Source organism: Streptomyces sp. NPDC002795 (assembly GCF_042888725.1).
Classification (GTDB): Bacteria; Actinomycetota; Actinomycetes; order Streptomycetales; family Streptomycetaceae; genus Streptomyces.
The window spans coordinates 321,350-346,816 of the sequence record NZ_JBIAQB010000008.1 but is presented as its reverse complement, the minus strand read 5'-3'; the positions used below and the strand labels follow the sequence as shown (position 1 = coordinate 346,816).

Here is a 25,467-nt window from a genome sequence, read left to right as displayed (position 1 = left end):
CTGCACCTTGGGCGTGTACACCCGGAGCGGGATTCGGCCGTGCGGGCCGGGGATCGAGCGGTCCTCGGTGTCGATGTCGGGCATCTTCCAGTCGGCGGGGTCCCGCTCGAACTCCGCGAACCGGAGCGCCGTCTCGGGGCTGGTCGCCCGATCGGCCAGGTCGAGGCCGTCGAGCAGGTGCAGCTTCGCTGCGAGAAAGGGGTCCAGTGCCATGGCTCTCCAGGGGCGAGATGTGTGGCGGCGGGCGATGGTCCGGGGGCGCGGGAATCGTGGGTGGTCGGCCCACGTGTCCCCCCCCGGCACCTACCGTCACCGCACTGCTGGGCGGCGCCGCGGCAGGCAGCACATCAGTCGAGGCCGAGACCCGGCGGGCCACGCTCCCCCGAGACAGCGTCGAACCCCGGCCAGCGTTCGTGCAGGGTGCCATGCGAATCGCCGGCACGGGCCGGGGCGCCCGGTGCGGTACCTGTGGCGGTGCGTACGGCCGGGAGCGCGAGGCTTGAGCGGAGACTGCGGGCCGAGCCGCTGCGGCATTCGGGAAACGCTCAGACGGTCTCGCGAATGAGGGACAGTGAGTCGATCGAGACCGACTGGCCGCCACGGCCGCGTACCTCGATGCTGACAGCGGCGTGTCCGGAGGCCAGCCGCAGGCGGCCGAGGGACAGCTCTTCCCAGCCCTGAGTGGGGTTGTTGAGGTCGAGGACGTACGACTCCCGGCCCGCGCCGGTGATGCGGACCCGGGCGTACTCCAGCCCGCCCTGCGTGCGCACGACGGTGGTGAAGCGGTAGGAGCCCGGAGGGAGGTCGGTGTCCTGCGACAGCGCACCCGAGAACACGTCCGCGCTGCCCAGCGTGAGGGCGAAACGTGAACCACCGGCGCCGGGAGAGAAGGCCATAGCCTCAGGACGAGGTCACTGTGTGGCCGTTAATACACCACTACGGCGAGTACGTGCGGAGAGCCCAGTTCGCCACCTTCGAGGCTGTGGTGCGATGCCAGCGCGCACTGCGGCGCAGCATCGCATGGTCGCCACCGGGCACGAGGGACACGTCCGCCCTGGCGCCGGCCGCACGCGCCCGTCGGACGAATGCCACCGAGGCCTGCGGATCGGTGACCCGGTCGTGGTCGCCGTGGAGCACCATGACGTCCTTGCCTCGCAGGTGCGCGACGGGTTCATCCTCCGGGCACCAGGGGGCCAGCGCCACGACGGCCTTGACCTGGGGCGCTCGGGCGGCGCGCAGGGCGGCGCGGCCGCCCATCGAGTGGCCCACGAGCACCACCGGTACGTCGCCGACGAGTCGCGTCAGTTCCTGGAGCGCCTGCTCGGTGTCGTGCAGGGCGTCGGCATCGGGCCCGTTCCAGCCGCGCACGCGGTATCGCACCTGCGCCAGGAGGACCGGGTCGTCCGCCAGGGCCGAGGAGACCGCGCGCACGAAGGGCCGCATGCGCAGTGCCGCGAGATGCCAGGGCCGTGACGGGGAACGGCCGTCCGCGCGCCCGCCGTGCAGGAACAGCACCGCGGAACGCGCTCCGGGCGGAACGCGGCGCGCGATCAGCGCACCACCCGTGTCTGCCCCGGTGGCGTGCTGCTCAGGACCGGTCATCCTTCCCCCTCTGCTCCATGACGCGACGGGGAACACCCGTTACTGATCATTCGACACGCTACGTGTCACGGTTTGGTCGATCAGGCCAATCCACGGGCTCGCGGAGTCCGGATTACCTGTGACAGTTCCCGACCACGGAGGGTCCCGTGCAAGAAGCCGTACACATCGGCAGAAATCCATCAGCCGGTCCGGACCTGGAGACGCTGGTGGGGCGCGTGGCCCTCGGCGACGAGGATGCGTTCGCGTCGGTGTACGACACGGTGATGGGCCCTGTCCTCGGCACCGTGCGTGCCGTCCTGCGCGATCTGGCGCAGTCGGAGGAGGTCGCGCAGGAGATCATGGTGGAGGTGTGGCGTACCGCTCCCCGCTACCGCACCGACCGCGGAACGGCGATCAACTGGATCCTCACCCTCGCCCACCGGCGCGCCATCGACCGGGTCCGCTCCGTTGAGGCCGCCTCGGCGCGTGACCACAAGGCCGCACTCCTCGACCACACGCCGGAATTCGACGAGGTGACCGAGCAGGTGGAGGCGCGTCTGGAACGCGAGCAGGTGCGGCGCTGTCTGCGCACCCTGACCGAGATCCAGCGCCAGGCCGTCACACTCGCCTACTACCGCGGACTGACCTATCGCCAGGTGGCAGAGGCACTGACCCTGCCCCTGGGCACGGTCAAGACCCGGCTGCGGGACGGTCTCATCCGGCTTCGTGACTGCCTGGGGGTGACCGCATGACCGCCGCCGATCTGCATACCCTGACCGGTGCCTATGTGCTGCACGCGCTTTCCGACGAGGAGCGGGCCGACTTCGAACGGCACCTCGCGGACTGCGAGGCCTGCGCCCAGGAGAGTGCCGAACTGACCGCGACCGCGGCCCGGCTGGGCCTGGCCGCCACCGTCACACCCCGCCCCGAGCTGCGCGAGCCGGTCCTGCGCCGGATCACCACGGTCCGCCAGGACGCGCCCCGTGAGCCGGTCCAGTCCCGGGCCGGACGCGCGGCGGGCGCCAGGCGGCGACTGCTGTCGCGGTGGGCACTCGCCGCCTGCTTCGCGGCCGCCGCCGCGCTCGGGGGCACCGCGGTGTGGCAGCACCAGCGAGCCGAGGACGCCCAGGAACAGGCCCGGCAGCTGGAACAGGGCAACGACCGGATCGCCGCGGTGCTCGCCGCACCGGACGCCAAGACCGGTTCGGCGAAACTGGGGGACGGCGCCAGCGGCACCGTCGTCGTCTCCAAGAGCGAGGACCGGGCCGTGTTCATCGCCTCGGGGATGGCTCACCCACCGCAGGGCAAGGTCTACCAACTCTGGTACGACGACGGCGGAACCATGCGCTCGGCAGGTCTCATGGACACCGCCCGCAGCGACCAGGCCGTACTGCTGAGCGGTGCCGTGGACGGGGCGTCGGGCATGGGCATCACCGTCGAGCCGGGCGGCGGCTCGGACCAGCCGACCACTGAGCCCGTGGCGTTGATGCCCTTCCCGGCCTGAGCGGGCCCGGACTTGGTGAGTGTGGAGGCCCCGCATCTGCGTACGGGTGGCATACGGGGTCTCCACACGCTTCAACGGCGGGGCGGAAGCGGGAAGAATCCGCTGGTACGGCTCGCGTATTCGGCGTAGCCCGCACGCTCGGCCATGTGCTGCTCCAGCAGCCGTTTGCCGCTGCCCTTCGTGAGCAGCAAGCTCATGACGAGTGGTGAGAGGACGCTGACGGCCGCCGCGGCCGGCGATTCGCACACGATCAGGAACAGGCCCCACCAGACACAGAAGTCCCCGAAGTAATTGGGATGGCGGGTATAGCGCCACAGCCCCCGGTCCATGATCCGGCCCTTGCTCGCCGGGTCCCCCTTGAACCGGGCCAGTTGGGCGTCACCCACGGCTTCGAAGAACATGCCGACGGCCCACAGTGCGGTACCGGCCCAGGCGAGGCCGGACATCGGGCCCGGCACGTACTGCGCCGCCTGCACGGGCAGCGAAACGAGCCAGACGAGCGCACCCTGGAGCAGGTACACCATGCGCAGCGCGTACAGGTTCCGGTCCCCGCGAGCCTTGGCCAGCATCCGCTCGTAGCGCGGGTCCTCGCCGTGCCCGCGTCCGCGCCGCGCGATGTGCCCGGCAAGCCGCAGCCCCCACACGGCCGTCAGTACGGTCACCAGGGCCCGCCGTCCCGGATCGCCGGCGCCCGTGGACGCCAGGAGGCTCACCCCGGCGACCGCGGCGAACCCCAACCCCCATGCCACGTCGACGATCCGGTGCACGCCCTTGCGCACGGCCACGGCGAAGGTGCCGAGCATGACGGCGAGCGAGGCGGCGGCCGACCACGCAAGGCCCACCGCGAAGTCGCCCCAGGCGAAGCCGTTCACAGCCGGTCCAGACCGGGATACCAGTCCCGCGGCGTCGCGGGCGCACCGCTGTGCCCGGTGGCCGTCGGGCGGACGGCGAGGATCTGGTCGACGCCCATGCGCCGCTCCTCGAAGGCAAGGGCGCCGCCCACCAGGTACAGGCGCCACACGCGTGCCGTCTCCTCACCGACGAGCGCCACGAAGTCGGACCAGCGTTCCTCCAGCGTGCGATGCCACGCCGCGACCGTACGCACGTAGTGCTCGCGCATCGACTCCACCGACCGCACCTCAAGACCAGCCGTCTCCAGCAGGCCGACCGTCTCGCCCAGCGGACGCATGTGCATGTCCGGGGCGATGTACGCCTCGATGAACGCGCCGCCGCCCGGAGCCACCGAACCGCGTGACATCTGCTGCACCAGAACCCGCCCCGACGGCCGGACCATCCGGTGCAGCGCCGAGGCGAACGCCGGGTACTCGGCATCCCCGACGTGCTCACCCATCTCGACCGTGGCGACCGCGTCGAAGTCGCCGCCGGTGATGTCCCGGTAGTCCTGGCACACCACGTTCACCCGGTCCGTCAGGCCGCGTTCGCGCACCTGCTCATCCACGTACGCCGCCTGCTCGCGCGCCAACGTCACCGCGGTGACCCGTGCCTGGTACCGCTCCGCCGCGTACAGCGTCAGGGAACCCCAGCCGCAGCCGATGTCGAGCAGCCGGGCCCCGGGTGCCAGGCCGAGCTTGCGGCAGATCAGCTCCAGCTTGGCGCGCTGCGCGTCGGCCGCGGTGAACTCCGGTCCGCCGCCCGCCCAGTAGCCGCACGAGTACGCCATCGTCTCGTCGAGGAGCAGCCGGTAGAAGTCGTTGGACAGGTCGTAGTGGTGGCTGATCGCGGCGCGGTCGCGGGACTTGGTGTGCAGGGCGCCGCGCAGCCGTGCCTGGGACGCGGGCGGTGCCGGGGGAGGGCCCACCGCGCCGAGCCGGGCGGCCGTTCCCGCGGCACGGGCGCGGCCGGCGAGGGAGAGGCGGGGTGCGTGCAGGTTCCGTTCGCGGGTCGCCGACCACATGGCGCGCAGCCCGGCCGCGAGATCCCCTTCCACGTCGATCTCGCCGGTCACGTACGCCTGCGCGAGCCCCAACTCGCCGGGCTGCCACAGCAGTCGGCGCAGCGCCCGACGGGACCGTACGACGGCCACGGGCCCGTCGGCCGGGCCCGTCTCGGCGCCGTCCCAGGTGCGCAGGCGGACCGGAAGCGATCCGCCGAGCGTGGTCTCGGCGAGTGCGGCGAGGCGGTGGGCGGCGCCGGTCATCGGGGGATCTCCTCCTTGGTGAGCGAGTACTGCTGGACGTCGAGGTATCCGGAGCGGAATCCGGCCTCGGAGTAGGCGAGATAGAACGTCCACATGCGGCGGAACGTCTCGTCGAAGCCGAGTGCGGCGACCTCGTCGGCCCGCTCGGTGAACCGTTCCCGCCACAGCCGTAGCGTCTCGGCGTAGTGCGCGCCGTAACTGTCGCGGCGGGCGATCGCGAGGCGCGTGTGGTCGCGTACGGTCCCGGCGATCGCCTCGACGGAGGGCAGCAGCCCACCGGGGAAGATGTACTTCTGGATCCAGGTGTACGTGGACCGGCTGGCCAGCATCCGCTCGTGCGGCATGGTGATGGCCTGTAGTGCGACCCGGCCGCCCGGCGCCAGGCGTTCGTCGAGGGTACGGAAGTAGGTGGGCCAGAACTCGGCGCCGACCGCCTCGATCATCTCGACGCTGACGACGGCGTCGTAGGTGCCGCGTGCCTCGCGGTAGTCGCACAGTTCGACGGTGACACGGTCGGCGAGCCCGGCTGCCGCGACGCGTTCGAGCGCGAGGTCGCGCTGTTCTCTGGAGAGTGTGAGCGAGGTGACCCGGGCGCCGCGCGCAGCGGCGCGGATGGCGAGTTCGCCCCAGCCGGTGCCGATCTCCAGCACCCGGCTGTCCGCGCGCACCTCGGCGAGGTCGAGCAGCCGGTCGGTCTTGCGGCGCTGGGCGTCGGCGAGCAGACCCCAGTCGGCGGGCAGGCCACGGAAGACGGCCGAGGAGTAACTGAGGGTCTCGTCGAGGAAGAGCGCGAACAAGTCGTTGGACAGGTCGTAGTGGTGGCTGATGTTGCTCCGGGAGCCGAGCGGGGTGTTGCGCCGGGACGAAGGCTGACGCAGCGCCCACAGACCGCGCAGCCGCTGGAGGGACGCGGGCACCAGCTCGGCGGCGTGGGAGGCGAGGACGGTGAGGGTCGCCACGAGATCGGGGGCGTCCCACTCACCGGCCATGTACGCCTCACCGAACCCGATCAGTCCCTGCTTGCCTATGCGGCGGTGAAACGCGTCCGGCCGGTGGATGTCCAGGACCGGTCCGCCCTTGCCCAGCTCGGTTCCGTCAGCGAGCCGCACGCGCAGCGGCAGTTGACGCAGGGCGCGGCGGACGACGGCCGCGGCGACAGCGGTCCGGGGCGGCGAGGCGGCCGGTGGCGCGGCGACATCGGGCCACCGGACCGGGTCCACCGGGAAGTGCGAGGACCCGGCCGGGGGCGCCGTGGTGGGATGGGTGGCGCCGGTTCTCATGAGGTGTGCTCCGGAGTGGTGTGTTCGTGCGGGTCGGGGCGGGGCTGGACGGGCAGGCCCCGCAGATACAGCCGGATGCCGTGCAGGCGGATGGCCACGGACACGGCGAGCGTGGACCACGGCCTGCGCAGGGCCAGTCCCAGCAGGGTGCGTGTACGTACTTCGTGCCGGGTGCCGCGCACGGTCGCGGTGAACGGCCTGCCGCCGTCCCGCTCCAGGTGCACGGTGAGGTCGACCCGGTCCCCGGGGGCGGGCAGCCGCATGCGGTAGCGGCCGTCGACGGGGAAGAACGGCGAGACGTAGAACTCCTTGTCGGTCACCGCCAGACCCGAGGAGTCGGGATGCAGCAGATAGCTGTGGCGTCCCCCGTACGTGTTGTGCACCTCGGCGACGACACACCGCAGCGCGCCGTCGGGCCCGTGACACCAGTACAGGGTGAGCGGGTTGAACACGTACCCGAGCACGCGCGCGTGAGTGAGCATCACGACCGGGCCACCCCGGAGGTCCACTCCGCGCTCGGCCAGGAAGGCGTCGAGGCCGGCGCGGATGGACGGCCGATCGCCGTCGAAGTGATCACGGGCGTCGAAGCCCGCCAACGGCCGTAGTGCGGCCCGCAGTTCCGGCGGACGGTCGGGGTCGATGAGCCACATGTACGTGCGATGGCGCAACGCGTACCGTCGCGGCGCGGTCCGTACGTGGGCGACCGTTACGCGGTACAGGGCCGGGGCGGTGGTGCTCACCATCGCACCCCCAGGGCCGCGGCGGCCGCGACACCGGAGGCGCAGCCGTCCTCGTGGAAGCCCCACCCGTGATACGCCCCGGCGAACGCCGTGGCAGCGGTGCTCAGTTCGGGAAGCTGTCGCTGAGCAGCCACCGACTCCGGTGTGTAGACCGGGTGTTCGTACACCATGCGCGCACGGACCAGGGCCGGATCGACGCGGTCCTCGCCGCCGAGCGTGACGACGTACGTCTCCGGTGCGTCCAGGCGCTGGAGCCGGTTCATGTCGTAGCTGACCCGCACCCGGTCGGCGTCGGCCGCGCAGGACGGCATCAGATAGTTCCAGGACGCCCGGGCACCCCGGGCGCGCGGCAGCAGGCGGGTGTCGGTGTGCAGAAGCGTGACGTTGCGGGAGTACCGGAACGCCCCAAGAACCTCCTTCTCCTGTGGCGTCGCGTCGGCCAGCAGCTTCAATGCCTGGTCGGGGTGGGTGGCGACGACCACCGAGTCGTACGCGCGCGTGAAGCCGTCGGCTGCGGTGAGGGTGACGCCGTCCGGATGCCGCTGCACAGCACGGACCGGAGCCCGGGTACGTATTGCGTCCAGCCCCTTGGCGACCTGGTCGACGTAGCTGCGGGAGCCGCCGGTCACGGTGCGCCAGGTCGGCGAACCGCTCACCGACAGCATCCCGTGGTGTTTCAGGAACCGGAACAGGTACGTGGCCGGGTAGCGCTGCGCCGTCGCCGCGTCACAGGACCACACGGCCGACACCAGCGGGGTCACGAAGTGCGTACGGAAATAGCCGGAGAGGCCCTCGCGGTCCAGGAACTCGCCCAACGTGAGGGCCTGGTCGGGCTCCTGTTCCAGCAGGTGCAGCGCGGCTCGGTGGAACGCGGGCACCTGCCTCAGCAGACGCAGATAGTCCGCGCGCAGGGCATTGCGGGGCCGCGCGAACAGTCCGCCGGGACCGCGCGCACCGGCGTACTCCAGGCCGCAGCCGTCGCACCGCACCGACATGCTCATCTCCGACTCCTGCGTGGCGACGCCGAGTTCGGCGAACAGTCGCAGCAGATTCGGATAGGTGTGACGGTTGTGCACGATGAAGCCGGAGTCGACATGGTGTCTCGCCCCGTCGGGAGAGGCCACTTCGTGGGTGTGCGCGTGCCCGCCGAGCCGTTCGTCGGCCTCGTACAGCGTGACGTGATGTGTCCGGGCGAGCACGTGCGCGGCGGTGAGCCCGGCGATGCCACTGCCGATCACGGCAGTGCGCCGCCGACTCACCGTCCCCGCGGTGGCAGCCCCCGAGCTGCCACCTGGCGCCATCGACATCGCCTCTCCTCTCAGTCCTGCGAAAGCTTTCTCACGGGTAATCCGGCGCCGACTACGCAGCGGATTGGAGAGGGGGACATGTGGTCGGCGCCGAATGTCCGGTCAGCCCTTCGGCATCAGGACGTTGTCGATGATGTAGACGTTGGCGTTGGCGGTCTTGACGTTGCCGCAGACCACGTTCGCCGTGTCGTTGACCTTGTAGGACTCGCCCGAGCCGGAGGTCGTCAGCTTCGACTTCTCCAGCGTCTCGAACGACCCCTTCTCCAGGTCCTTCGGCGCGAGCTTCTGGCCCACCACGTGGTAGGTGAGGATCTTGGTGAGCTGCGCCTTGTCGTTGAGGACCTTGTCCAGGTCCGCCTTCGGGATCTTCGCGAAGGCGTCGTTGGTCGGCGCGAACACGGTGACGTCCTTGGCGTTGTTGAGCGTGTCGACAAGGCCGGCCTTCTTTACCGCGGTCACCAGGGTGGACAGGTCCGGATTGTTCGACGCCGCGGTGGCGACCGGGTCCTTCGCCATACCCGCGAACGAGCCGGCACCGTCCTTGGGCACCGACGCACAGCCGGGACCGAACGGCTCGCTCATCGTCTTCGCGCCGTCCGACGGACTGTCCTTTTCGGTGCCCTTCGACGCGGAGGCGGAAGAGCTGTCGGAGCCGGAGTCCTTGGAGCCGCTGTCGGAACAGGCGGACAGCACCATCGGCAGCATCGCCGCAGCAGCGACGGCGACGGCGGCACGGCGGGTTCGAGTGCGCATGGCAATCCCTCCACAATCGGATCAGTGGGAGCACCTTTGCTCCCGGCACCTGTAATCCGGGGTGGACGGGAATGCGGATTGGTCGATTCCCCGAACGAGTGAAGATCCACCCACGATGGCGGCACCGACCAATCCGCCCCCGCTCCAGGACGTATTCCGGGGCATGGACGACGACGTGACACACACCCGGCCCCGAGGCATCAAACGGCTGTCCCTCGGCGCGCTGAGCGGCCTGCTCGCCGGATACGCGGCCCTCGCGATCGCCGAACTGGTCTCCGTGGCCGTGCGGCCCGAATCAGGGCCGGTCGTCGCGGTCGGCGCGGCGGCCATCGACCGCACCCCGCCCGCAGTGAAGGACTGGGCGATCCGCCAGTTCGGCACGAACGACAAACTGGTGCTGCAACTCGGCATCCTCGCCGTGCTGTCGCTCCTGGCGCTGGCCCTGGGCATGCTCGCGACCCGATGGCGCCTTGCCGGGTCGCTCGGCGTCCTGGCCTTCGGCGCCGTGGGCGCGCTGGCCGCCACCGGCCGGCCCGACTCGACGGGTGTGGCCGACGCACTGCCCTCCGCGGCCGGTGGGGTGGCCGGGGCCGCACTGCTGTACTGGCTGGTCGGACGGCTCGGGCGCCCTGCCGGAACCTCGGGTGCGGTGTCCGAGCCGTCCGACTGGGACCGGCGCGGCTTCATCCTGGCCGCCACCGCTGCGGCCGCGGCCAGACAGCCAAGCGCACCCCGACCGTCCCCGACGGAGCCTCCGGCCGGCACTCGGTCGTGGTCACGGTCGACTGAGGAGCCGTTTCCGTCGACCCCGCCGCAGCCGAACCGGCCCTTACTGGCTGATCCCTCTGAGCGCAGGCCTCACCCCGGCCGCGTCGCTGCTCGAGGCCCTGCGCTCGGCCATGGGGCGGCGCGGGCCCGCGCGCTACTCCCTCGATCTTGCCGGAGAAGGCGCCCCAACGAGTTGCGGCACTCGCTGGAATCGGCGAGGCAAGACGGCGCCTGGGCCTGGCGCCGGGGCAGACGCTTCAGGCCGAGATCAAAGCGGCTCAACTGCTTTCCCGTAGCGTGCGCGCGCTCTGCAACCACGTGGAAACACTGGCGGACACACCACAACGCTGATACACCCCCAGCGGCGTCCGGTTCGCGGGCCGGGGGAGACGGTGGCGGCGCACAGGGCCACCACCGAGAAAGTCCTTCCGCGCACAGTCACGCCAAGTCGCCTACGGAGGCGGCTATTTCACTGGACGTACGTCCGGCAGGCAGTGTCTACTCGCCGAGGACCTCGCCGTACTTCGTGCCGGTGGACAGCGCGAGCCCGAACGGGGTCAGTGAGCGCCCGAGGGGATAGGCGGTCTCCGTGGTCTGGGCGTACCAGACGCCACCCGAGCGGGCCTCGCCCGCGTTCTCCGTGGGGGCGCTCGCGGCGACGTCGTCCAGCTGGTCGGGGTTGTACCTGCCGGTGCTCACCTGCGCGCCGAACTGGTCGCCCGCCTCCGCGGTGCCGGGCATGTCGGGGGTGTTCTGGTTGCGCGCGACACCGCTGGACGGGCCCGTGGCGGTGCCGCGCAGGACGACGTACGCACCCGCGTCCTTGGCGGTGCCGACGTCCTCACCGGGCACGCCGACCACGAGCTCCGGGAGGTCGTCGTCGTTCACGTCACCCGCGGCGACCGAGAAGCCGAACCAGTCGCCGGCCTCGGAGGCCCCTGCGACATCGGGGCTGTCCTGGGTGATGCAGTCGCGCGAGGAACCGAACGCACCCTTGCCGTACACGACGGCGACCGCGCCGCCGGCCCGCTCGTCCGCGCACATCGGTGTCTGTTCGGACTCGGGGTCGGGCTGGACGTAGCCGATGGCCAGGTCGTCCCTGCCGTCCCGGTCGAAGTCCGCGGCGGCCAGCGACTGACCGAAGTCCCCGCTGCTCCAGTGCCGGACGGGCTGGCCCGCGGCGTCCCAGCGCAGGACGAAGGTGCCCGCTCCCTCCATCTCCTTGTACGTCACCGCGAGGTCGTCCTTGCCGTCCCCGTCGAAGTCGCCGCTCGCGAGGTCGCGGGTGCGGCCGCCCATGCCGTACCGCTCGATGACGTCGGTCGTGGTGGGCGAGCCGGGGGTGAGCGGGCCGCGCCGCAGCCGCAGCGAGCCGCTCTCCTCACCGGCCGCGCCGAGCGCCAGGTCCTGGTCGCCGTCGTGGTCGTAATCGCCTACGGAGATGCGGCCGCCGAGCTCGGTGAACTCGCCCTCGCCCTTGGCGGCGGTGAAGCCGACGCTGTCGTGGTTGCCGAAGCCCGTCGGGGAGCCGTACAGCACGGTGACGCTGCCTTCGTGGCCGTGGCCCGTGTCGGTGAGGGCTTCACCACTCGCGCCGATGACGAGGTCGGTGATGCCGTCGCCGTCGAAGTCGCCCGAGGCCACCGCGGACCCGAAACGGTCCCCGGCCTCCGGGGTGCCGGGCACGGCGCGGTAGGACTGGCTGATGACACCGGTGGAGCTGTTCGGTCCGAGCCCGTTCAGGCCGCCCCAGACCACATTGACGTAACCGGCCTTCGCCTCGCCGTTCACGGTAGCCGAGGGCACGCCGACCGCGAGGTCGGTGAAACCGTCCCCGTTGAAGTCGGCGTGAACCGGGGTCGCGGCGGCCGCGGTTCCGGCGAGGGGCAGGGTCAGCCCGCCGGCGGTGAGCGCCGCAACAGCCGCTGAAGCGCCCAGGGTTCGTACACGCACGATGGTTCTCCCGGAGATCGAGAATGGGGGGAAGACTTCCGGCTGTGTGACGTGTGAGACGTACGAAGGGTTGTGCGCAAGTGGCTTGAAGAGGAACGCGGTTGTCCTGCGGCGCCGCCGTCGTAGGGGTGGTGGATGCGTCGCAGCCGGGTGTCGGTGTTGAGGACTCCCGTCACCTTGTCGTAGCCATCGTCTGGCTGGAAGGGCGGAACCTCGGCTTCGGCCGCCCAAGCTGGAGTGATTACGTAGACATGCCCTCCGGCGAACAGCTCATCGAGACCGCCCGGTCTGGTGGATCGGGTGGTGGCTGCGGGTGCCGGCCGTGGACGGGACGTGCTGGGATGTGGCGGACAGTGCGGCCAACCAGGCGGTCTTCGGCGCAGCCAACCAGGTGGTCTTCGGCCGGCCCTGCAACGGACGCGGGCCCCAACTCGTCCTGGCCGACCTCGAGTTTCCGGGCGTGCCGCTGTGGCGAGCCCCACGGACGCGCCGCGGGTCCCACGCCCGGTCCGTCCCCCGAGTGCCGGAGTGTGTGTTCTGGCCCAGGCTGGATACGCGAGGTCATGGACCAGACCACGCTTCGGACGTCGGACGAGGGAGCAGAGCCCCCATGCCAACCGGTGCCTTCCACTCGGCAGTGTCACTGACCGTGAACGGCAAGGGGTGTGATCTCACGGTCGACCACCGCGTCACCTTGCTGGACGTCCTGCGCGAGCGGTTGGATCTGACCGGCGCGAAGAAGGGGTGCGACCACGGTCAGTGCGGGGCCTGCACCGTGCTCGTCAATGGGCGCCGCGCCAACAGCTGCCTGCTGCTGGCCGTGGCCCACGAGGGGTGCGACATCACCACGGTCGAAGGTCTGCGCGCAGACGACGGTGGTGATGGCCTGGATGGCCTACAGGGCGAGGGGGAGAGCGAGGGCGTGGGCGATGACGGTGAAGGTCGGCTGCGCCACCTGCACCCGCTCCAGCGCGCCTTCCTCGCCCGGGACGCCTTCCAATGCGGCTACTGCACACCCGGCCAGCTCTGCTCGGCCGTCGGTGCCATCGCCGAGGCCGCGGCGGGCCACCCCTCGTACGTGACGGATCCGGGCGCGGATCCGGGTGATCCCGTCGCGCTGAGCAGGGACGAGATCCGCGAGCGGCTCAGTGGCAATCTGTGCCGCTGCGGGGCTTATCCGCACATCGTCGAGGCCGTCGAGGACGTGACCCGATGAAGGCCTTCCAGTACGTACGGGCCCACAGCGTCGACGAGGCGACCGCGGCCCACGCGAGTCACCCCGGCTCCCGCTACCTGGGCGGTGGCACCAACCTCGTCGACCTGATGAAGCTGGGGGTGGAGACGCCCGGAACGCTGGTCGACGTCAGCGGGCTGCCGCTGGACACGGTCGAGGAGCTCGCCGACGGATCCGTGCGCGTCGGAGCGACCGTCCGCAACAGCGACCTCGCCGCCCACCCCTCGGTGCGCACCCGCTATCCCGTGCTGGCGCAGGCACTGCTCGCGGGAGCCTCGGGGCAGCTGCGCAACATCGCCACGACCGGCGGCAACCTCCTGCAGCGCACCCGCTGCCCCTACTTCCAGGATCTGGGCAAACCCTGCAACAAACGCGAGCCCGGCACCGGCTGCGGGGCGCGCGACGGCGTCCACCGCGACCACGCGGTCCTCGGGCACTCGCCGCAGTGCATCGCCACCCACCCCTCGGACATGGCGGTCGCGCTCGCGGCACTCGACGCCCAGGTGGAGCTGCACGGCGCGGCAGGTCGACGCACGGTGCCCGCGGCCGAGTTCCACCGGCTGCCCGGTGACCGTCCGGACCTGGACACCGAGATCGCGCCCGGGGAACTCGTCACCGGCGTCCTGCTCCCGGCCGCCACCGCCGGGCTGCCCTCCGCCTACCGCAAGGCACGCGACCGCGCCTCGTACGCCTTCGCGCTCGCCTCGGTGGCCGTCGTCCTGAGGGTGGAGGACGCCGTGGTGCGCGAGGTCCGCATCGCGTTCGGCGGTCTGGCACACCGCCCCTGGCGGGCCCTGCGCGCCGAACAAGCACTGACGGGCGAGGCCGCGGACGACGAGGCGTATCAGCGGGCCGTCGACGCGGAACTCGCGGCCGCCGAACCGCTGCGCGACAACGCGTTCAAGGTGCGCCTCGCCCGCAATCTGGCGTGCGACATGCTGCGCCGCCTGACGCCGCCCGCACGTTCCTGACCGACACCCCAGGCCGCCTCACCACACGTGCTCACACGTGCTCTCCAGGGAGAAGAACCATGCCGGACACCACCAGCGCACTCGGGTCGCCTGCCGCGCGCAGGGAAGGCCCGGCCAAGGTGACCGGGTCCGCCCGTTACGCGGCCGAACACACCCCCGAGGGCTGTGCCTACGCCTGGCCGGTGCCGGCCGGCGTGGCACGGGGTGAGGTCACCGCTGTCGACGACACGGCGGCGCGGGCACTGCCCGGTGTCGTCACGGTCCTCACCCACCTCAACGCGCCGCGCCTGGCCGAACCGGACGACGCGACGCTCAGGGTGCTCCAGAACGCCCGGGTCCCGCACCGCGGCTGGTACGTGGCCCTCGTCGTCGCCGACAGCCTGGAGACGGCACGCGAAGGGGCCGCCGCCGTCCGTGTCACCTACGCGGAGGAACCCCACGACGTCACCCTGACCGCCGACCACCCCGACGCCTACGTTCCCGAGGACTCCGACGGCACCTCGGGCGAGCACGTACGCGGCGACGCCGACGCCGCGTACGCCCGCGCGGACGCCCGGGTCGACGTCACCTACCGGGTGCCGCCGCTGCACAACCACCCGATGGAACCGCACGCGGCAACCGCCCACTGGGAGGACGGCCGGCTCACCGTGTACGACTCCAGTCAGGGCGCCAGCACGGTACGCGACGTCCTGGCCGGCCTGTTCGAGCTGCCGAAGGACCAGGTGACGGTCGTCTCCGAACACGTCGGCGGCGGCTTCGGCGCCAAGGGCACACCACGGCCGCATGTGGTGCTCGCCGCCATGGCTTCCCGCGCCACCGGACGGCCGGTCAAACTCGCCCTGCACCGACGGGAGTTGGCGACCGTCGTCGGCCACCGCTCGCCGACCGTGCAACGGGTACGGCTCGCGGCGGAGGCCGACGGCACACTCACCTCCGTGGTTCACGAGGTGACCTCGCACACCTCCCGCATCAAGGAGTTCGTCGAGACGGCGGCCGCCGCCACCCGCGTCATGTACCCCTCGCCGCACGGCCGCACCACCCACCGGGTGCTCCCGCTCGACGTGCCAAGCCCCTCCTGGATGCGCGCACCGGGGGAGGCGCCGGGCATGTACGCCCTAAAGTCGGCGATGGACGAACTCGCGGAAACCCTCGGCATCGACCCCGTCGAACTGCGGCTGCGCAACGACACCCAGCGCGAACCCGACAGCTCCCGCCCCTTCAGCAGCCGCCACCTCGCCGAATGCCTGCGCGAAGGAGCCCGCCGCTTCGACTGGTCCGCACGTGACCCGCGCCCCCGTTCGCGCGCCGAGGGGCCCGTCATGGTCGGCTCCGGCGTGGCCGCGGCGACGTACCCGGTGATCGTGGCGCCGTCGCGCGCGAGCGCGCACGCCGCTGCGGACGGCAGCTTCGTCGTCCGGGTCAACGCGACCGACATCGGGACCGGCGCGCGTACCGTCCTGGCCCAGGTCGCCGCCGACGCACTCGGTGTCCCGTTGGACCGCGTGCGTACCGACGTCGGCAACAGTGACCTCCCCACCGCCTCACTCGCGGGCGGCTCCTCCGGCACGGCCTCCTGGGGCTGGGCCGTCCACGAGGCCTGTACGCGACTGGCGGCGGACCTCGCCGACCGCCAGGGGCAGGTTCCCTCCGCCGGGCTCGATGCCACGGCCGACACGGCGGGCCGCGCCGACGCCGACAGTGCCTACGCGCGACACGCCTTCGGCGCACACTTCGCCGAGGTCGGTGTCGACACGGTGACCGGCGAGGTCCGCGTGCGGCGCCTGCTCGGTGTCTACGCGGCGGGCCGCATCCTCAACTCCCGTACCGCACGCTCCCAGTTCATCGGCGGGATGACGATGGGCCTGGGGATGGCCCTCACCGAGGGCAGCACGCTGGACCCCGCCTTCGGTGACTTCGTGGAACGCGACCTCGCCGGCTACCACGTACCGGCGCACGCCGATGTGCCCGCGATCGAGGCGCACTGGATCGACGAGGACGACCCCCACCTCAACCCCATGGGCAGCAAGGGCATCGGCGAGATCGGCATCGTCGGAACGGCTGCCGCCATCGGCAACGCCGTGCACCACGCGACCGGCGCCCGGCAGCGTGAACTGCCGATAACGCCGGACCGGGTGCTGGCGGGCGGCGGCTGAGGCGTGGCGGAGCAGCCGGTCCATGTCGCCGGCCCGGGCGGCCCCGCGCGAGGTGACGGGTGATCTGCTGCGGCGACCACCGCTGCTTCAGCTTGCCGGCATGGACCAGCGCGATGGCACGCGCCCGGAACTCCCCGGCACCGTGTGGGCAGGTGCACGATTCCCGAGCGGGCCGAGCAGGTCTGCAATCGCAGGCGCCGGGGCCGTAGCGGTGGCCGTCCACCCGCTTTCGACCGTGAGGTCCACTAAGCGCGGCACGCTGTCGAATGTGGGATCAGCCGTCTCAAGCAGCATGGGGCCGTGGCGACCCGGTTCGGCAAACTCGCAGTGCGGTTTGAGGCGACGGTCCAGTTCGCAGCGATACACCAGTGGCTGTGACGACCCCGCCTGCGCTCCTGCGGTTGTCCTGACAGGCAGGTCGATCGGTACGGCGAAGGGCGCTTCTCCTGGCATGGATGCCGGACGGAGTGTCCTGGGTTGCAGCTTCCGTAGCGGTATGTGATCCGGTGTACTCACGCCCCGCCCAATTGAGGAAGGCCCCTACTCATGTCTTCGTCCTTCATCCCGCCGCGCCAGGTCAAGATCGGTGACGCGGCGGCCTTCGTCGGCACCACACCCCGGGCGATCCGTCACTACCACGAGATCGGCCTGCTCCCCGAGCCCGTGCGGGGCGGCGACGACCGCCGCCGCTACGGCTACGAAGACATGATTCGGCTGCTGTGGATCCGTAGGACGGCCGACGCCGGGATCGCGCTGGACGACATCCGTGACGCTTTCGCCAACACGGCCTCGGCCGGCACCGACAGCGACAGCGACAGCGACAGCGACAGCGGCACCGACAGCGGCGACGGCATCGCGGGCACCCTGGAACGGCTGGAGGAAACCCTTCTCGCCCAGGAGACAGAACTGCGGCGGCAACGGACTGCCGTGCAGCGCATGCGGACCGAGGGAAGCAGGATGGGTCTGCTCTCCGACTTCGTCACCAGCCGCCTCAAGGGCCTGCCCGAAGGCTCCCTGCGTCAGGCGGACCTGGACACCCTGCTGGTCACCGAGCGGATCTTCGGCCCGCTCGGAGCGGCCGTCCAGGCCAGCCGTTTCATCGCCCTGGCCACCCACCCGGATCTGAGGAAAGAGTCTGACCGTGTTGATGCCGCCGAGGAGGCACTCGACGGCACGATCGCTGTCGATGACCCCCGCGTGGTCCAAGTGGCTGCCGAACGGCACGCCTTCGAAAAGGCGTTGCACGCCGTCATCGAGGGGTCGGGTCTGGCGGAGAGCGACGAGGCCCTCTTCGACGCCTGGGACACTTTGCACCCCGCTACCGCCAATGAGGACGAGGACGAGGACGAGGCCGGCCAAGGCTCTGGCAGGGAACAGAAGACCACGAGCGCATTCGAAGCTATCGGGAAGATGCCCTACGACTTCTCCCCAGCCCGCCTGCGCTGCATGGAACTGGCCGAAGAACTCGCCGCCCACGATTCAACCGCTTCCTGAAACACGGCCCAATGGCCCAGGTGTTTGGGGCGTTGCGCTGAGGCGTGTGCTGTTTCCACTCTCGGCCCTCAAAGTCCTTTGGCCTCTTCTCCTCCCGGGGCTGGGAGCCCCGGGACGTTGGGTGCCGGCCATTGATCCCCGAGGGGAATGCCCGTATTCGTCGAGGACGACCTGCGCTTCGAGGACGTCCCGGCCGCGCCGCGTCCGACGACATAGGGCCAGCACATGAGCAAATCACGAACGATGACTGCTACGTCTTGTAGTCCGCGGATCTCACGCCGGATCCGCCGTCGGCCCGAGCGCCTTCGCCAGGAGACTCACCAGGTTGAGCAGGTCGTCGGTGTCCAGTCGGGCGAAGAGGGTCAGGGCCAGCGTCGCCTCGATCACCGCGGACCGCACCCGTCGGCCGTCCTCCATCAGCGCCCTCGTGGGTGATCATGTTGTCCTCCGGAGAGTCTCCGGTGTCGTGCTGGCTGTAGAACAGGGCCAGATCGATGTACCCGTCACCGTCGAAGTCCCCGAAGGTCCCGCGCGTCTCCATGTCGTCGACCCACACGCCTCGGAACTTCTGCCAGAACCAGCGCGCCTTTTCGACCCGGACGGTGTCACCGCCCCCGAAGGTCACCAAAGGGTCACCCTCACGGGTCTTGTCGTAGATCTCGTCCTGATGTCCGTCGGCGTCCACGTCGGCGCGCAGGGTGGTGTTGTTCAGCGCGCATATCTCCATCGGCGCGTGACTGCCGGGCTTGGGCCCCATGACTGACAGCTGCCAACCGACCACGCCGATCACGGCGAGGGCAGCGCTCGCGATCGCGGTATAGCGCCGTCGCCGTTCGTGCCGCCGCGACAGCGAGGAAGGCACGTCCCGGGAAGCCGGGCGCAGACCCGGTCCCGGACCCGGAAGGAAAGCCGTTCCCGGACTCGGACGGCCGTGGAGTCGCATCGGCGGAGGGAGTCATGGCGGCACACTAGGTCGGCGCGCGGCGGTACAGACCGAACCCGGGGGTCCGTAACGGAGTTGAGGCGGAAGGGCGATCCCCCGTGGCCTCCGGAGCCTTGTGACTGAACACTGTCGCTCGGACATCCTCTGGGTCTCGCCTGGTCTGAGACGATCAGTAAGACCGTAGGACTGAACACGGAGGGGAAGAACATGATTGTTCTGGTGCTGCTCGGCATCTTGGTTCTCACCGTCGGTGGGTGTGTATGTGTGGTGTGGGCGGCGCGCGGCGGACCCCGCTGGGTCCGCGGCGTAGCGACAGCGACTCTCGCCGCGGGCGAGCTGGTGCGTCACTCACAGAAGGACCGACGTCGGAGCCACACCAGCAGCGGCGATGGCTAAGGGCTGTCCTGTAACGTCTGGTCACGGGTTAGATGATCTTGATGTGACTGGTGTGATCACGGCGTCGGAGCCGTCCTGGATGGCCCCGGCCTTCACGGACCTGCGCCGAGCCGGGAGGTGACGAGCTGTCAGGTCGGCTCATGTTCTTTCCAGGCCGATACCTGGACCGTCTCCAGAGGCCAGTGGCGGTCCGTCGGCCTGCCGGGGTTGCGTGCTTCGAGTTCATGGACGAACTGCTTGTGCCAGCGCACCTGTTCACGGTGGAGGGCGGGGCGTGACAGGCGTCCGATGCCGGAGTGGCATGCTGCGATGACCTGCGCGACGACAAGAGAAGTCTCCGCATCGCATGCGGGGCTACCAGGACGGTCGTGGGGGACGCCGTACCACTCGGAGACAGTCTCAAGGGCGCGCCCGCCGGAGCGGAAGGGCTCAGCGTGCCGGTCCAGTACGAGTGGGTCGCAGATCGGGGACAGGCCGCCCGGCAGGCGATCGGACAGCGGGACGAGGCCGTGTCTGATCAACTCTGTCTCCAGGACGGTCAGTACGAACGGGGCGTTCCAGACGACCAGGGGTTCTTTGGACGCCAAGTATTTGGCCAGCTCCGTCGCCAGGCCCTCCAGAGCTTCAGCGGCGGGCGTCCCTTCGGTGCGTGCCCGCTCCACCGAGATACCGTGGCTCTTTCGGGGCGCGACGGACAGCGCATCGGGCCCGGGATCGACGAGCAGGCACCGCTGTGTCCCGTCAGTGCTGCACACCGCAGCACTCAGGATGCGATCGACGTCGTAGCGGTTGCCCGTGGTCGCGATGTCCAGAGCCATGAGGCGGCGTCGGTGCCAGCCCGGGTGGGGAAGGCGAGGCGGAGGCGCGGGTTCACGGACGTGTTCGCGGTGATACACGTCCCAGCCGCCGAACGCGTTGCCCACGAGTGCCCCTGCGTGGGCAGCGACGGCCTCCCCGCAGACCTCGCATTCACCGTCCCGTCGGTTCGGGCGCATCGCGGAAGGGTCTGAGGTGGTGCCGTCTGGGTCCGGTGTTGGGGCGTGCGCGGGGTGGTAGGTAACCCACTGCCCCCACGCACTGCGCAGCAGGAAGCCTGCTCCGGCCTCCACCTGCGCGCCACAACGGGCGCACAGGACCGCATACCGATTCGTGCGTGCTGCACTGGTCACTGCCCCGCCTCAACGAAAGAAGTGCGACCACCTGAGACCCAACTTGTCCATTATTCACGTGCATTGGGCTGCCTCGCCACCGGTTCCGGTGGGCGCGCTGCCCTGGCCCCGCTTGTGCGCGAGGGAGCGTGTACGCAGATGATCATGGCTGAAATCGCCTTGGGGACCCTTGCGTGTCACGTTCGGACTGGCGACTGTTGTCGTCGCCGGTGGGGGAACGATGGGAGCGGTGGACTCGTGGTGCTGGGTAAGGGATTCGAGCAGCTCCCCGAGTCGGCTCCAGAGGTGGACGGCGCGATTCCGGGCGGGACCGGAAAGGCTTCGAGGCTTGGTTATGCGTCGATCCCGATCTCCGTACTTCCAGGTGCGGCTGGCAAGGCTTCGGACAAGAGGGGAGCGGGAGACGGCCTCTCCGACGTCACCCAGTGGCTCTGCGCGGCCGCATACACGCGGTACGACTACTGCGGTGATGCAGTCGACTTCGTCCGTCACCATGGGCAGGACGTCGTGCGTGCCGGTCTCGCGACTGCCGTGGCCGGAACGTGGAAGTCAGTGAAGAGACCGTTCCGTCGGCGCCGCAACGATCTGGACATTCGCTGGCCGCCGCAGCCCCACTGGTGGGCCGTGGCAGAGGACTCCGATGCGCAGCTGTACGTGCCGCTCGGCCACGACTACGCGCGGTGGGTTCGGCGTCGGGTGTCCCGCGGCCACGCAGTACCCCCGCAAGGTTTCCACCTCACCCCCGTCCTGCGTACTGCCGCCTCGGCGGAGGGGCTCACGCACCTCCGCAGGGCGTTGCTGTTGCTCTTGCCAGGTGCGCTGGCCGTCGTGGGGGTGCGGGCCGGCCTGCCATGGCCACGTACCGCGGCGTTGTCGTTCGCAGGTCTGTGGTTTGCCTGTTACGCGGACCGGGTGATCGCTCGTGCCCGCCTGCGCGCGGCGTTCTGGCGCCGCTCCCAGGCATGGCGGGGCCGGCAGCTGTGGTGGATCTCCCTGCCCCGTCACCGCAGCCTCCGCGTGGATCGCCAGCCGCGGATACGCGACGGTCTGGTGGCGCCCTACGGGCAGGACGGATTCGGCGGTCATCACTTCCTCGGAGCCGGCGACCCCTGGCCGGAGAGCGCGGTGAGTTTCAACGTCACTCCCGCGCTCTCGGACGAGGAACGCGCCAAGGAGTCCGAACAAGAACGCGCCGTCCGCCTCGCGTTCCGCAGTCTGGAAGGAGCGTCACACGGCCACGCCCACGGCAGCGGAGGCGAACCGGACCTCGACTTCACTCCGGATCAACTGCACGACTGGGTCGTTCGGCGCCTGCGCGGTTTCCTGAGCCACGAGCCGCGTTTCAACCCGGAGAACGAACTGGACGTCTTCGATGTGGCCGCGGTGTCTGCTGATCGGTGGCCGCACATCGACGACCCGCAATGGAAATCTCTCGTCACACTCGCAGAGCAGGGAGTCGGCGCAACCGGAGCCAGCCGGGAGACGAAGAAGGCCCGTCGCTTCCTTTGCGTACGTATGCGTTCCTGGGACGGCGAGTTGGTGTCCTCCGTCTACGTCAACTTCGCCTACGAACACCACTTTCTACGTATCACCCTGCGCCCCCACGTCACGAAGCCGATCCATCCTGCCCTGCGACAGGCCATCCGCAAGGCACGCAAGCAGGGCTGGCGGTGGCACGCGAAAGCACCGCTCAACGCCTTGATCGATGTCTGCCAACTCGCGGTTCGAGCTGCTACGCCCCTCAACCGACATACCCCGGAAGCGGATTCGGACAAGGGGCCGGTCAGTGTGCGGGAGATCTACTCCTCCCGTTCCATGGACGACATGCTCCAGCTCGATGATGCTCGGCGCTACGTGGTCTGGATGGAACGCCGGGTGCTGCAAGCCGTTCACGGCTTCCTCGACGAGCACGGAATCGATGTGGACAGTTATCTGAAGCAGGCCACCTACATCCTGGAGAACAACGGCATCTTCAACACCGGTGAGATGCAGAACGTCGTAAACCAGCCGCATGCCCAGAACTCGACGGGAACAGTAGCGGGTAATGCCGCGACTGTGGTCCAGCTCCCTGTGCCCGTGCCGAAGGAGGCCGACTGATCATGATTCGCCGTAACCCGGACGACCGGAACTCAGGCATCGTCAACCACGGAAACATGACGGGTGTAACCAACCAGCCGCACGCGAAGAACTCGAGGGCCGTAACTGTCGTCACGACCGGGGCGGTCGAAAGTGAATCTGCTACCTGGTCCGCCAAACTCGCGGAATTGCGCGGCGCGTTGGTGGAACACCGAGACTCCGTCACGGGCTATGACGAAGCGGTGCGTGATCTCGACGAGGCGGCCGGAGCAGACGTTGCCACTGACGAAGGGCGGGAAGGGGCCCGGGTGTTCCTGCGTCGGTTGCAGGGGCGAGTCGAATCAGTAAGCATTCTGGCATCCCTGGTGGCCTCCGCCTTGCAGATTGTGACCACGGTGCCGGGCTGACCGGCAGCGTGCCGCAGGCCCCTCCCGGCGACAGAGTGCTGCCGTTAGTCAACTCGAGTCCCCCTTCGGAGTCACGAACTAGTCGGTACAGCAGGGAAGTTGCAGAAACTGGGGTCAAGAAACGCAGGTTCAAATCCTGTCGTCCCGAGGCGACCAAGGTGCTGTGAGGCTGTCGTTGTCGGCGTGGTCCAGGGGTGAGCTAGGTGTTGAGGATGGTCGACAGGGTGGAGTGGCGCAGGTCATGAAGGCCGATGCGGGGCAGTTCGAGTTCGGCGGTGCGTCGACGTAGCTGGAAAGCGATGTCTCGGAGTGGGCCCGTCACACGGAAGTATTCTGGTCGCCACAAACTCGGAACGCCAGCCCATGGATCCGCGTACGTGCAAGTTTGACGGTTCGGCGAAACACGAAATAGACAAGTCCCCGGAGTTGAAGAGCGCTACTACTATGACCGTGCCAATAATTCCAATAGACCCTGATCCGCTGCGACGACTCTACGGAAAACGTCCGCGGCTCGATGAATTTCGACTCCGCTCGATCAATATCGACTTGTGGGGGCCGTCACTGAAGCTTCGTGTCGACCTCGCAGAGTTTCCCGAAATTCCCCCCGAGGGCTGGGCGGCGACTGGCTACGATGTGGTGCAGTGTCACATTCGGTTCTCGGCAGTCGAAAGGCTCAGCCTGCAAGAGTGGACGCCGCCGACGCGAGCCCATCTCAGCGCTGCATCCACGGACGTTCCTCGTATGCTTGATGTCTCAGTGCGCGGCGCTGGTGTCTCGCTCGACTTCAGATGTCACGAATCCGTGGGTATCGGCCACATCAGTGCGTTTCGTGTCGAGCCCGATGGTTCCGATGAAGTCCCCCACGGATTCCTGGGGAGGGTCGACACCCGCCTCTTTGCGACTGTCCCTCGCCCTCACGAAAAGATCTTCTATGCTCGCTGACAGTTGGGTTCGGTTCCTCTCCGAGCCGTCCGCCATCATGGACCTGTACGACTCCCCGCCAGAACTGAATCGCTGCGGTCTCTACTATGTCCACATCGACGAGCGTGCATGCTCCGTAACGCTGGGATTCGAAACATCGTATCTCCCGGCGCGTCCACACCGTGAATGGCAGGCCAAGGATTTCAATACCTTCCAGTTCTACTTGCAGTTCGATGCAGCGTCGCAACTTTACGTCACTGGATGGAATGCGCCGGCACAGAAGGCTGTACTGATGTCCGGTCGTGACGATGGAAGGCTGAGATTTTCTGCGTGTGGCCCTGGGTCACTTATCGAATTCACAGCCGCTCAGGTAGGGGTCACCCGCACGCGTACCTACCTCGCCTCTGCGGCCCCCTGACCGCGACGCGGTGATCGCGCAGCTCGGCGGACGTCGTACGGCGGTCCGCTAAGGGCGCGTACCGAGTCCAGTAGCCAGGGACTTCTGGCGAGCGCGCCCCCAGGTCGTTGAGGACAGGGGGACACGGTCATGCCGGGCCCGGAGGCCAGCGGCCCTCTTGCAGGACCGCGGAAGACATGTCGGGGACCCGGCCCTTGACTCGGGCCACTGGGACGCCGACCGACTCAGCCGCTCCGGCATTTCGGGCTGGTTGCCGCGCAGCAGCGAACGGCGGCCGAACAGGTGAGGATCTCTCTCGTGGAGCGGTGGTTGGCACACAAGCGAGTGCTACGGCCTGTCGTGAGGACGTCCAGGGAGATGAGGCTGACCCGCAGTGGTAGATCGGTTGGTGCGGATTGCCGGCGAGGAACAGGTCGTCGGGGCCCCCGGCGTGGCGCGGCGAGACACGAGGGCCCGTCGCGCAGGTCCTGGCCGAGGGCGACGTGCGAGTACTCCTGGGGCGAGAACTGCTCGGTGAGCGCCGACTCCAGGAGGCTTCGTCACCTTCGCCCACGGCCGGGACTGTTCGCGCACCCCGCCCCCTGCGGGTGCGCCACGCGCTCGTTCTCTTACGGGCAGGGCCCGGTCAGCACTCCTTTCCCCACTTCAGGTACTTGAGGGAGATCTTGTGGGCTTCTGACCGGTGGGCGGTCGGCTCGTCCCTGGGGTAGTGCAGGCATCCCCTGTGATTGCTTCCGGTGTCGAGGTCCTTGTACGAGTACCGGATGTGGTCGGCTCCTGGGTGGCGCTCCCCGTTATTGAAGATCGTGATGCCCTGGGCGGAGTAGAGCTCCCTGGTGAGGTTGCCCTCCGAGTTCCAACCCGGTTCGCCGGCGGCCCCGACGTTGCCCCACACGCATACGTTGGCCCGTGGGCAGTCGTCCGGGGAAGCCGCGGATGAGTTGGCGTTGGCGGTGGCGACTCCGGCCATGGTCAGCAGGCCGGCCGCGAGGAGCAGTCCGGTCCTCTTCGTGCGCGTCAGCATTCCGCACCCCACTTCGCGTAGTGCATGGTCACGGTCGTGTCGATGGTGGTGTCGCTGTTCGGGGAGTCACCGGGGGCGTGGAGACATCCGTGCCATCTGTACTCCGGCGTTGGGCAGGATGTCGGGGCAGCCCGCCCCGGCGCGCCCGGTGCCGGTCGCCCCCGCGGTGTAACCGCGCGCCCGGATGTCCAAGTACTCGTCGGCGATGTCCATGGAC

The 25,467-nt window shown here is 69.5% G+C and carries 26 protein-coding genes and 1 pseudogene; 13 read left to right on the top strand and 14 right to left on the bottom strand.

Features of this window, described 5'->3' with window-relative positions; genetic code table 11:
- Window positions 1-545 precede the first annotated feature (545 nt).
- Complete coding sequence (locus tag ACFYWS_RS25420; protein WP_389280405.1) at window positions 546-896, bottom strand: hypothetical protein; 351 nt, start codon at window positions 894-896, stop codon at window positions 546-548.
- Window positions 897-936: 40 nt separating this feature from the next.
- Entirely contained in the window at window positions 937-1,602 is a 666-nt protein-coding gene (locus ACFYWS_RS25415; RefSeq protein ID WP_389280404.1) for an alpha/beta hydrolase, read from the bottom strand.
- A gap of 146 nt (window positions 1,603-1,748) precedes the next feature.
- Here ACFYWS_RS25415 and ACFYWS_RS25410 point away from each other — a divergent pair, with 146 nt between their 5' ends.
- Together ACFYWS_RS25410 and ACFYWS_RS25405 are read left to right on the top strand one after the other, a co-directional pair.
- A complete protein-coding gene (locus tag ACFYWS_RS25410; protein WP_389280403.1) occupies window positions 1,749-2,333 on the top strand; it encodes a sigma-70 family RNA polymerase sigma factor in 585 nt (194 codons plus the stop codon).
- A complete protein-coding gene (locus ACFYWS_RS25405) occupies window positions 2,330-3,085 on the top strand; it encodes an anti-sigma factor domain-containing protein (RefSeq protein ID WP_389280402.1) in 756 nt (251 codons plus the stop codon). Before ACFYWS_RS25410 ends, ACFYWS_RS25405 begins: the two co-directional genes overlap by 4 nt.
- A gap of 71 nt (window positions 3,086-3,156) precedes the next feature.
- Here the strand turns inward: ACFYWS_RS25405 and ACFYWS_RS25400 are convergent, their stop codons facing one another.
- The 6 genes from ACFYWS_RS25400 to ACFYWS_RS25375 form a co-directional block, all read right to left on the bottom strand.
- Complete coding sequence (locus ACFYWS_RS25400) at window positions 3,157-3,957, bottom strand: DUF1295 domain-containing protein (RefSeq protein ID WP_389280401.1); 801 nt, start codon at window positions 3,955-3,957, stop codon at window positions 3,157-3,159.
- Window positions 3,954-5,243 (bottom strand): class I SAM-dependent methyltransferase, encoded by a 1,290-nt coding sequence (locus ACFYWS_RS25395; RefSeq protein ID WP_389280400.1) that lies wholly within the window; start codon window positions 5,241-5,243, stop codon window positions 3,954-3,956. The genes ACFYWS_RS25400 and ACFYWS_RS25395 overlap by 4 nt, the downstream gene beginning before the upstream one ends.
- On the bottom strand, window positions 5,240-6,523 hold the full coding sequence (locus ACFYWS_RS25390; protein ID WP_389280399.1) for a class I SAM-dependent methyltransferase: 1,284 nt from the start codon (window positions 6,521-6,523) through the stop codon (window positions 5,240-5,242). The genes ACFYWS_RS25395 and ACFYWS_RS25390 overlap by 4 nt, the downstream gene beginning before the upstream one ends.
- Complete coding sequence (locus ACFYWS_RS25385) at window positions 6,520-7,266, bottom strand: DUF1365 domain-containing protein (protein WP_389280398.1); 747 nt, start codon at window positions 7,264-7,266, stop codon at window positions 6,520-6,522. The genes ACFYWS_RS25390 and ACFYWS_RS25385 overlap by 4 nt, the downstream gene beginning before the upstream one ends.
- Entirely contained in the window at window positions 7,260-8,564 is a 1,305-nt protein-coding gene (locus tag ACFYWS_RS25380) for an NAD(P)/FAD-dependent oxidoreductase (RefSeq protein WP_389280552.1), read from the bottom strand. Before ACFYWS_RS25380 ends, ACFYWS_RS25385 begins: the two co-directional genes overlap by 7 nt.
- 108 nt (window positions 8,565-8,672) lie before the next feature.
- Window positions 8,673-9,323 carry a fasciclin domain-containing protein gene (locus ACFYWS_RS25375; protein WP_389280397.1) on the bottom strand — a complete coding sequence of 217 codons (651 nt, stop codon included), beginning with the start codon at window positions 9,321-9,323 and terminating at the stop codon, window positions 8,673-8,675.
- A gap of 163 nt (window positions 9,324-9,486) precedes the next feature.
- Here ACFYWS_RS25375 and ACFYWS_RS25370 point away from each other — a divergent pair.
- Both ACFYWS_RS25370 and ACFYWS_RS25365 read left to right on the top strand, forming a co-directional pair.
- A pseudogene (locus ACFYWS_RS25370) lies at window positions 9,487-10,038 on the top strand (molybdopterin-binding oxidoreductase); the annotation flags it as partial.
- Between the two features lie 221 nt (window positions 10,039-10,259).
- Window positions 10,260-10,442: a DUF6415 family natural product biosynthesis protein gene (locus ACFYWS_RS25365; protein ID WP_389280551.1), complete on the top strand. Its 183-nt coding sequence runs from the start codon at window positions 10,260-10,262 to the stop codon at window positions 10,440-10,442.
- Window positions 10,443-10,589: 147 nt separating this feature from the next.
- Here ACFYWS_RS25365 and ACFYWS_RS25360 read toward each other — a convergent pair whose 3' ends face one another.
- Window positions 10,590-12,044, bottom strand: coding sequence for an FG-GAP-like repeat-containing protein (locus ACFYWS_RS25360; protein WP_389280396.1), 1,455 nt, complete (start codon window positions 12,042-12,044; stop codon window positions 10,590-10,592).
- 610 nt (window positions 12,045-12,654) lie between these two features.
- Here ACFYWS_RS25360 and ACFYWS_RS25355 point away from each other — a divergent pair.
- The 4 genes from ACFYWS_RS25355 to ACFYWS_RS25340 all read left to right on the top strand — a co-directional run bounded on the left by ACFYWS_RS25355 (window position 12,655) and on the right by ACFYWS_RS25340 (window position 17,896).
- Window positions 12,655-13,260 (top strand): 2Fe-2S iron-sulfur cluster-binding protein, encoded by a 606-nt coding sequence (locus ACFYWS_RS25355; protein ID WP_389280395.1) that lies wholly within the window; start codon window positions 12,655-12,657, stop codon window positions 13,258-13,260.
- Window positions 13,257-14,249 (top strand): FAD binding domain-containing protein, encoded by a 993-nt coding sequence (locus ACFYWS_RS25350; protein ID WP_389280394.1) that lies wholly within the window; start codon window positions 13,257-13,259, stop codon window positions 14,247-14,249. The genes ACFYWS_RS25355 and ACFYWS_RS25350 overlap by 4 nt, the downstream gene beginning before the upstream one ends.
- A gap of 59 nt (window positions 14,250-14,308) precedes the next feature.
- Window positions 14,309-16,402, top strand: coding sequence for a xanthine dehydrogenase family protein molybdopterin-binding subunit (locus tag ACFYWS_RS25345; RefSeq protein WP_389280393.1), 2,094 nt, complete (start codon window positions 14,309-14,311; stop codon window positions 16,400-16,402).
- Between the two features lie 546 nt (window positions 16,403-16,948).
- Window positions 16,949-17,896: a MerR family transcriptional regulator gene (locus tag ACFYWS_RS25340; protein ID WP_389280392.1), complete on the top strand. Its 948-nt coding sequence runs from the start codon at window positions 16,949-16,951 to the stop codon at window positions 17,894-17,896.
- Between the two features lie 250 nt (window positions 17,897-18,146).
- Here the strand turns inward: ACFYWS_RS25340 and ACFYWS_RS25335 are convergent, their stop codons facing one another.
- Window positions 18,147-18,758, bottom strand: coding sequence for a hypothetical protein (locus tag ACFYWS_RS25335; RefSeq protein ID WP_389280391.1), 612 nt, complete (start codon window positions 18,756-18,758; stop codon window positions 18,147-18,149).
- Between the two features lie 288 nt (window positions 18,759-19,046).
- Between ACFYWS_RS25335 and ACFYWS_RS25330 the strand changes: the two genes are divergently transcribed.
- Window positions 19,047-19,235 (top strand): hypothetical protein, encoded by a 189-nt coding sequence (locus ACFYWS_RS25330; protein WP_389280390.1) that lies wholly within the window; start codon window positions 19,047-19,049, stop codon window positions 19,233-19,235.
- Between the two features lie 128 nt (window positions 19,236-19,363).
- On the opposite strand, the gene ACFYWS_RS25325 is transcribed toward ACFYWS_RS25330, so the two are convergent.
- Complete coding sequence (locus ACFYWS_RS25325; protein WP_389280389.1) at window positions 19,364-20,053, bottom strand: hypothetical protein; 690 nt, start codon at window positions 20,051-20,053, stop codon at window positions 19,364-19,366.
- Window positions 20,054-20,641: 588 nt separating this feature from the next.
- On the opposite strand from ACFYWS_RS25325, the gene ACFYWS_RS25320 reads away from it, so the two are divergent.
- Both ACFYWS_RS25320 and ACFYWS_RS25315 read left to right on the top strand, forming a co-directional pair.
- Window positions 20,642-22,501 (top strand): hypothetical protein, encoded by a 1,860-nt coding sequence (locus ACFYWS_RS25320; protein ID WP_389280388.1) that lies wholly within the window; start codon window positions 20,642-20,644, stop codon window positions 22,499-22,501.
- A 2-nt stretch (window positions 22,502-22,503) separates the two neighbouring features.
- Entirely contained in the window at window positions 22,504-22,887 is a 384-nt protein-coding gene (locus ACFYWS_RS25315; RefSeq protein WP_389280387.1) for a hypothetical protein, read from the top strand.
- Between the two features lie 199 nt (window positions 22,888-23,086).
- Here ACFYWS_RS25315 and ACFYWS_RS25310 read toward each other — a convergent pair whose 3' ends face one another.
- Complete coding sequence (locus ACFYWS_RS25310; protein WP_389280386.1) at window positions 23,087-23,209, bottom strand: hypothetical protein; 123 nt, start codon at window positions 23,207-23,209, stop codon at window positions 23,087-23,089.
- A gap of 41 nt (window positions 23,210-23,250) precedes the next feature.
- On the opposite strand from ACFYWS_RS25310, the gene ACFYWS_RS25305 reads away from it, so the two are divergent.
- Together ACFYWS_RS25305 and ACFYWS_RS25300 are read left to right on the top strand one after the other, a co-directional pair.
- On the top strand, window positions 23,251-23,829 hold the full coding sequence (locus tag ACFYWS_RS25305) for an Imm50 family immunity protein (RefSeq protein WP_389280385.1): 579 nt from the start codon (window positions 23,251-23,253) through the stop codon (window positions 23,827-23,829).
- The gene (locus ACFYWS_RS25300) at window positions 23,729-24,226 is read left to right on the top strand and encodes an Imm50 family immunity protein (protein WP_389280384.1); all 498 of its coding nucleotides are present in this window, start codon (window positions 23,729-23,731) and stop codon (window positions 24,224-24,226) included. Before ACFYWS_RS25305 ends, ACFYWS_RS25300 begins: the two co-directional genes overlap by 101 nt.
- A gap of 625 nt (window positions 24,227-24,851) precedes the next feature.
- Here the strand turns inward: ACFYWS_RS25300 and ACFYWS_RS25295 are convergent.
- Together ACFYWS_RS25295 and ACFYWS_RS25290 are read right to left on the bottom strand one after the other, a co-directional pair.
- Window positions 24,852-25,250, bottom strand: a complete 399-nt coding sequence (locus tag ACFYWS_RS25295) for a hypothetical protein (RefSeq protein ID WP_389280383.1) — start codon at window positions 25,248-25,250, stop codon at window positions 24,852-24,854.
- Window positions 25,251-25,316: 66 nt separating this feature from the next.
- Complete coding sequence (locus ACFYWS_RS25290) at window positions 25,317-25,463, bottom strand: hypothetical protein (protein ID WP_389280382.1); 147 nt, start codon at window positions 25,461-25,463, stop codon at window positions 25,317-25,319.
- Between the last annotated feature and the right edge of the window lie 4 nt (window positions 25,464-25,467).

Bases quoted from the DNA above. Each gene is read 5' to 3' on its own strand.
- ACFYWS_RS25420 (WP_389280405.1), bottom strand. From the start codon at position 896: ATGGCCTTCTCTCCCGGCGCCGGTGGTTCACGTTTCGCCCTCACGCTG.
- ACFYWS_RS25415 (WP_389280404.1), bottom strand. From the start codon at position 1,602: ATGACCGGTCCTGAGCAGCACGCCACCGGGGCAGACACGGGTGGTGCG.
- ACFYWS_RS25405 (WP_389280402.1), top strand. From the start codon at position 2,330: ATGACCGCCGCCGATCTGCATACCCTGACCGGTGCCTATGTGCTGCAC.
- ACFYWS_RS25395 (WP_389280400.1), bottom strand. From the start codon at position 5,243: ATGACCGGCGCCGCCCACCGCCTCGCCGCACTCGCCGAGACCACGCTC.
- ACFYWS_RS25390 (WP_389280399.1), bottom strand. From the start codon at position 6,523: ATGAGAACCGGCGCCACCCATCCCACCACGGCGCCCCCGGCCGGGTCC.
- ACFYWS_RS25385 (WP_389280398.1), bottom strand. From the start codon at position 7,266: ATGGTGAGCACCACCGCCCCGGCCCTGTACCGCGTAACGGTCGCCCAC.
- ACFYWS_RS25380 (WP_389280552.1), bottom strand. From the start codon at position 8,564: ATGGCGCCAGGTGGCAGCTCGGGGGCTGCCACCGCGGGGACGGTGAGT.
- ACFYWS_RS25375 (WP_389280397.1), bottom strand. From the start codon at position 9,323: ATGCGCACTCGAACCCGCCGTGCCGCCGTCGCCGTCGCTGCTGCGGCG.
- ACFYWS_RS25355 (WP_389280395.1), top strand. From the start codon at position 12,655: ATGCCAACCGGTGCCTTCCACTCGGCAGTGTCACTGACCGTGAACGGC.
- ACFYWS_RS25350 (WP_389280394.1), top strand. From the start codon at position 13,257: ATGAAGGCCTTCCAGTACGTACGGGCCCACAGCGTCGACGAGGCGACC.
- ACFYWS_RS25345 (WP_389280393.1), top strand. From the start codon at position 14,309: ATGCCGGACACCACCAGCGCACTCGGGTCGCCTGCCGCGCGCAGGGAA.
- ACFYWS_RS25340 (WP_389280392.1), top strand. From the start codon at position 16,949: ATGTCTTCGTCCTTCATCCCGCCGCGCCAGGTCAAGATCGGTGACGCG.
- ACFYWS_RS25330 (WP_389280390.1), top strand. From the start codon at position 19,047: ATGATTGTTCTGGTGCTGCTCGGCATCTTGGTTCTCACCGTCGGTGGG.
- ACFYWS_RS25325 (WP_389280389.1), bottom strand. From the start codon at position 20,053: ATGGCTCTGGACATCGCGACCACGGGCAACCGCTACGACGTCGATCGC.
- ACFYWS_RS25315 (WP_389280387.1), top strand. From the start codon at position 22,504: ATGATTCGCCGTAACCCGGACGACCGGAACTCAGGCATCGTCAACCAC.
- ACFYWS_RS25305 (WP_389280385.1), top strand. From the start codon at position 23,251: ATGGATCCGCGTACGTGCAAGTTTGACGGTTCGGCGAAACACGAAATA.
- ACFYWS_RS25300 (WP_389280384.1), top strand. From the start codon at position 23,729: ATGGTTCCGATGAAGTCCCCCACGGATTCCTGGGGAGGGTCGACACCC.
- ACFYWS_RS25295 (WP_389280383.1), bottom strand. From the start codon at position 25,250: ATGCTGACGCGCACGAAGAGGACCGGACTGCTCCTCGCGGCCGGCCTG.
- ACFYWS_RS25290 (WP_389280382.1), bottom strand. From the start codon at position 25,463: ATGGACATCGCCGACGAGTACTTGGACATCCGGGCGCGCGGTTACACC.